Raw genomic sequence first — 6,459 nt, forward strand, 5'->3', positions numbered from 1 at the left:
TTGTTCTATACTCAGAGAGATCATTAATTTTACCTTAAGAATTTAGGGGTAAAATTAAGATATTAGCGAATTATTATTATGCGACCACTGTGGGGTCATTGATATGGCATATAGTAAAAAATTTATTGATGGTATTAATGCCATTAATTTTTCTAGTGACTCAGCAATACTTCTTAGAAATTCTTTAATTGCCGCCGCTTATCAAGAGTTGGTCGAAGAACAAAAAGCCGTCCAAAAAGGATTAAGTGAGCTACCTAAAAGTATTCCTGATAATGAGTTTGCAAATAGCGAATTAGAACGATACAGAGAAAAACAGCAAGAGCTTGAATCGCGAATCCAAACTCAGATAGGACTATTTACTCAGGAGTACAGCCAACAGATTCTTACGGCCAAAACAGTCATTGGTGATCCTGATCTTTTTGTTAAAACGTTTGCTGAGAATTTCCGTGACATAAGCCATCTGGCCTATACTCTTTCTGATGCCCCACCCGTTATTAAAGAATTCCAAACGGCATTATACATAGAAGTATTATTTAAACTCGATCCAGCCGAACAAGAAACCCAGTTGCAGACTTTATTGCTGCCCAACATTAAGGATATGGTCGAGCAAGCGATTGCCATGTATGACCGTAATCCCAACAATGTTGCATTACGAAGTCAATGTCAAAGACTTGTCCATATGGGGCTTTATGAAATAGTCCGACGTGATTGCAACACAATAGATGCGGCAGCTGAATTGCCTCAATACAAAAAATATCAAGAATTTATCACCGCTTTAAATTCTAAATTTCCTCCTGTAGGTCAGTCTTCTGTTATAGATGGATTAAGTAATTATAAAGCGACCAATGGCACATCAATTGGGGATTTATTGGCTGGGGTCGAAGCCAAATATAAAATAACGCAGGCCGGGGACTGGGCAAGCGATGATAAAATCAATGTTCTTAAAGCCAGAAAAACTTTGTTTAATGCCTTAAGATTTGGACAAGAAGATCGTAGAGAATATGCGAAGAAAACAGAAAGCAATTTGACGCGTGATTTATTCTGGGCGAGGAATATTGAAGAGGTTGAGTTATTTACCAAAAGCAAAGTTTCAGAGAAGACAGCCTCTTCTCTAACAGAACAGCGCTATCTGGGGCAAGAGGATAGACCTTTTAAAGAGAAACTAAAAAAGTATACGAATGAGCAGCCTGAGTATAGAAAATTACAAGAAATTTTGGAAAGGATTTATGACAAGGAAAACCGCAAGGAAGAGGGGGACATACCGATAGGTAAAGAGGTCTTTACTAAAAGAGAGAAGGACATCAAAGATTATATTCGAAAGATGCTTGTTGAGGAGTTGGCTCGACCACAGGTAACCGTTTTGCCTAATGGAGAAATAGAAGTAAATCTCTATTTTTTCAAAATGGATGAAGATTTTGTAGACCGACTGTTTAAGATTATTCAAGACCGTGGTGGATTTGGGTGGGGAGTATCTTCTATCATGGGGGCCTTTACTTCTGATAAGGCGCTTACAGAGAAACTTCATTATACTCCAATTAAAGGCAAATCATTATCCGATATAGAAACGCAGCTTACTGAATTAGAAAGAACTAAAAAACTGACAATCGAACAAGCAAAAGCTTATAACGCAGAATTTAATAATCTTAAAAAAGCGGTTAACTTAGCCCAGTACTCTCAACTTTCCCAATTGAAACCTCAAGGTAATAGTAAGCAGTTAGTATTGGGTATATTACATGAATTACAGGAACTCTATGCGGTTAAGCGTGTTAAAGATGCTTTGACCGCTCCTACCTCACTCAGTCTGGAAAAGGCATTAGAGGAAATTAACACGCTGGCATTAAAGGAAAGTAAAAACAGTCATGAGTTATTAGTAGGAAAAATAAAGCAATTACAATCGATATATGCGGACAAGATTGTCAAAGATGTCGTTCCAACGCCCGGGGCTGCATTTGAGGAAATAAAGCTGTTAGCTTTAGGTAAGAAGACTGATGCGTTAATGCAGCGAATCCAGGAATTAAAAGTTATCTATGCTGGAAAGAGCGTTTATGCTCCTACCGCCATCACTCTGGAGACCGCATTTAAGCACTTGGATGCAGGGCGTTCAGAGGACGCATTAAGAATACCAGGACTTCTCGCTAGTCTAAAGGATGCTTCTCAAAGATTATCTAAAGTCGAGCGAGAAATTAGCTTTTTGAAATTAGATAATAATCAGGAATTATTATTACGTAAATTACTGGAATTACAGGCTATATCCAAGGACAAGACTGTTACAGAGGCTTTAAACGCCCCAACTTTGCTTAGTCTTGAAAATGCATTAATGGAAATTAAGCAATTAGCATCAAGCCAAGATGAAAACAGTCATGAATTATTATTAAGAAAAATCAAAGAATTACAGTCCCTATATGCAGACAAGATTGTCAAAGACACCATTCCAACGCCCAAAACTGCATTTGAAGAAATTAATCAGTTGGCTTTAGCCAAGAACAATGAATTATTATTGAGTCGAATCGAGGCATTACAAGTTGTCTATGCAGGTAAGAAGGTTGAGGCTCCTACCGCATCCATTCTCAACGTTGCATTTGGCCATTTAGTTGCTGGTCGTTACAAGGAATCCCTGGATATTCCAGGACTTGAGAAGAGCATCACTGATGCTTACACCAGACTTTCCGGACTTAATCTGGAGTTGGCAGCCGAACAGGTCAAGCCTGTTATTAAAAAATCAAAAGTCATTGCCACTTCCTCTCAAGAACGAGAGAAAAAATCCAAAGAATTAGCGGCGGCTTTTGAATCAGGAGAGAACGTTACTAAAAAAGTAGAAGCGATCTTCCTGGAAGAATATCGTGCCATGCAAGACACTTTGAAATTAACCGCGAAAGAGGTCGAACGCATGGAAGCGGAGATCAAGGGTATGGCAGAAGAGATGGTTTGCTTAATAGAGCGTACCCGAGCTGGCCAACCTGCTATAACAGATGCAGAGCAAGACGCTTATTTTTCTATTTTACAACAAATTGCTAAAGGTATAGACCGGGATCTAAGTGAAGTCCGCTTTAAAGTAAAACATTCAGTTACCGGCAAACAAACGGTAAATGTTTTAGATGCTGAAGGTAAACTGGTTAAAGCAGTAGAAATTGATTTAGGTAACATAAAACTTCCTTATTCTTTAATAAAGCCTCCGGGCGGAGATTTTATTTTTTCTTACGGTGGTACCCGTGGGATAATCGCGCCTTTTGAGGGATTAGACAAAGCCTATGCAGGAGAGGGAGGGAAAAAAGGTCGCTTGTTTACTCACAGCAGACTTTTAGGGGTCGGACAATACGGTTCTGTTAAAGAGGTTGAAAGTTTACTGTCCGGTCTGAATCAGGTAATAAAAAAAGGTTATGTTCCCACCGTCGATGACACCTCGACCTTCAAAGATGAGAGCCGCAATGAGCTCCGGACTCGCCCTATAACCGCACGAGATGATCCATTATACCGCATTGAAAGTGATGTTCTGCAAAACCTTTCCAAAGCTGAAAGCGCTCAAAAAGGACCGGGAAAAACGCAGTACTGGATTGAAAAAGATAAACCGCGAGAAGCAGGCTTATTATTCTCCAAGAGTGATACGCCTCAGCAATATCAAATTTTAACTGAACGTGCGAAAGGTGATACTTTTGCTGATACCGCTAATAAAAAATTAAATCTCTTTGCTAAACCAGATATTGCCTATCATGATCCTGTAAAACGAGATCCACGGGTTGAGGGAAAACCCCTCGATTCTTTAAAAGATACTTTAGATTTATCTCAAGCTATTGTCGGTGAAGCACAGAAATTTCAAGACTTGCATTTTTCTCATAATGACATCAAACCAGAGAATTTTCTTTATAAGAAAAACTCAGATGGCAGTTATCAGATCAAGTTCATTGACTGGGCAACCGGGGGATTTGTGCAATCCTACGGTGGTTCCCGTGCAAACGCTGCTGCGATTTTTTCTGAGGTATTTGAAGGGGCTCTTCCGACTACGATTAAAGAAAATGAATGCAGCGATGCCCATGGGCGGTTTGTAAAAATAGATCTGCCTAATATAACCTTTGGGGTTAATCCAACCTTGCAAATTTTGCACGGTGCTCGCAATGGGACTTTGCCGTACATCAGCCCCAATAAAGTTTTGGGAGACAATCGGAGTCTTATACCTAAAGATGGCAGCGTACCTGATCCTACGCTGAACACAGTCTTAACGACTTATGATTCTTCTATGGATGATTGGGCACTCACCGCGATGACCTTTGGGGTGTGTAATCGTCAGGCCTATTTTACTCTGGTTAAAGGGCGTGCTGTTACTGACTATGTTATCCCTGGTGTTTTAGATGTTGACGGAGGAAAACCATTAGGGCTGAAAATTTCTTCAAGAGAGAATTTTAACAAATTTTTTGCCTGTGGGGCAGATACAATAACCGAAGAAGATTTACGCACAGGAGCTGCATATACTAAAAAAGATGCGGTAATGTTCATCCCTTCCAATCAACGTGAAGGTGAGCCTTTACATCTCTATCGTCGTTTGCAAATGGTACAGGAACAATTGCAAGCCACCGACGGAGCTAAAGTCCCAGACAGTCCAGAGCAGAAAATTATCAAAGACATTCAGGCAATTCTGACTGAGGTAAACAAAGTAGTTGCCAGTGGTACAGGATTCACCAAAACGCAGTTGCAAGAGCAATTAGCAGCGGCTCAACAATGTGTTAACAGTTTTGAGAAACTCAATGAGCAAGGATACAAAGCAGCTCTTTTAAAAGGAGAGACCCTCCAATCAGTTTTTCTCGAGCACGAGAAAAAGCATTTCACCTCAGATAATTTACTAACATTTGAAGGTCAATTAAGACGAATAGAAATCTTATCTACTTATCCCAGTACCGAGCAACAAAAAGAAAAAGCTATTGCTATCTTGGATGAGGCAATCAACGAAGCGCAATTAAATGACAAGTTTATTGGAAAGGAGAAACCTTGTCGTCATTTATTTAGAGAATGTATTAAGCAAGGTCAAGGAGAAATTCTTAGTAGTTTACTCGCTAAAATAACTTCACCTAATAAAGCATTTATAGATCTTGTTCAAGAACAGGGCCTGTTGCATTATGCAGCAGAACAGGGGATGACCGATGTTTTTACCGATTTGGTTAAGGCATTAAAAGCTGCAGGCGCTTCGGAAAAACAAATATTCGAATTAATGCTAGTTGAATATGGCCTTGACGAAAAACATATTCACACCGCACCGCAAGTTAAATGGGCGACGAATTGTCTCCATATTGCTATTCGCAATAATAATAAAGAGCAATTGACCGAAATATTAGCTTTATTGCCTGGAAATACCGATCATTATGATGGAATTATAAAGAGTTCCTTACATCTGTGCGCCGTACTGGGTAAAAAAGCGCTATTTGAACAAATTATTACAAAATTCAATGAAGTAAATGTTAAGTTTCGTCATATTAAGGCCGAAACTGTACTAAAAATGATTTATCCTCCAGATGATACCTCCCCGTATCATCTTTTCTTGAATGATAAGAAAAACCTGGATGCTATTCCTTGGGCGGATCTCAAAGGCAAGGAGGTAATTGCAAAAGAATTTTTATTAAAACCACCTGCTGGTACTCATGCTTATCCGGTTTTGATTGCTGCAAGAAATGGTAATTATCCAGGGGTGACTGCTCTCTTTGAGTTAGCTAGTACTGTTCAGTTAACGATGGTGGGATGGTCTGAACTTTTGGTCCAAACTGATGATAATGGCAAAAATTTATTTAATTATGTTTTAGAACAAGGACAACTTACTACTCTGACTGAGTTATTAGTCGAGATTAAGAAAAACTGTGCTGATCCTCAAAAGGTTCTGGTTCATTTATTGAGTAATCCTGATCCAGTTAACCCGCTTAGAAATTTTCTCAGTTCTGAAAAAAATGAAGTCCAACAATTCAAGATTCTGAATCAATTATTTGATGCAATCTCCCCTGATTTTAAATCCGAGGAAGCCCAAAAAGCACGCATCGTTGCTTTACTGGTTAATGAGGATTGGCTCATTGAAAAAGCGAATAATGTGAACAGCCATGGGGCATTAGAGGAGTTATTACAGAATGAAAAATTATCCACTGCTCTGAAACAAGGTCTTTTTGCAAAATTGGCAAAAGATGCGGAAGAACCTTCACTGGCAAAAACATTTTATAATAAATTATTAAAAGAAGTTTCTCCTCATCATGAAGCTGAAATGGCTCAACCAGCCGCATTGGAAATACCGCTTATAGTCATGCAAGAGGTAGCCAGACAAAGTAGCGATCTGAATGTTTTAATCAGCGCTCTGGCTAGTGGACGTGATGTTATTTCAGTTCGCACCGCTGAAGAGCACAAAAAAGAATTAGAAACCCAAAAAAATATTGCAGAGGACGCATTGCAAAGGGTGACCCTGCAGTTTACCTCCGAGATCGACGCGCTGAAAAA

At 39.3% G+C, this 6,459-nt stretch carries 1 protein-coding gene; it reads left to right on the top strand.

Features of this window, described 5'->3' with window-relative positions; genetic code table 11:
* Positions 1-103 precede the first annotated feature (103 nt).
* Positions 104-6,459 (top strand): protein kinase family protein (locus tag LOX96_RS15345; protein ID WP_250456381.1); only part of this gene is annotated, 6,356 nt, incomplete at its 3' end.

The organism is Legionella maioricensis (assembly GCF_023618015.1).
Classification (GTDB): Bacteria; Pseudomonadota; Gammaproteobacteria; order Legionellales; family Legionellaceae; genus Legionella; species Legionella maioricensis.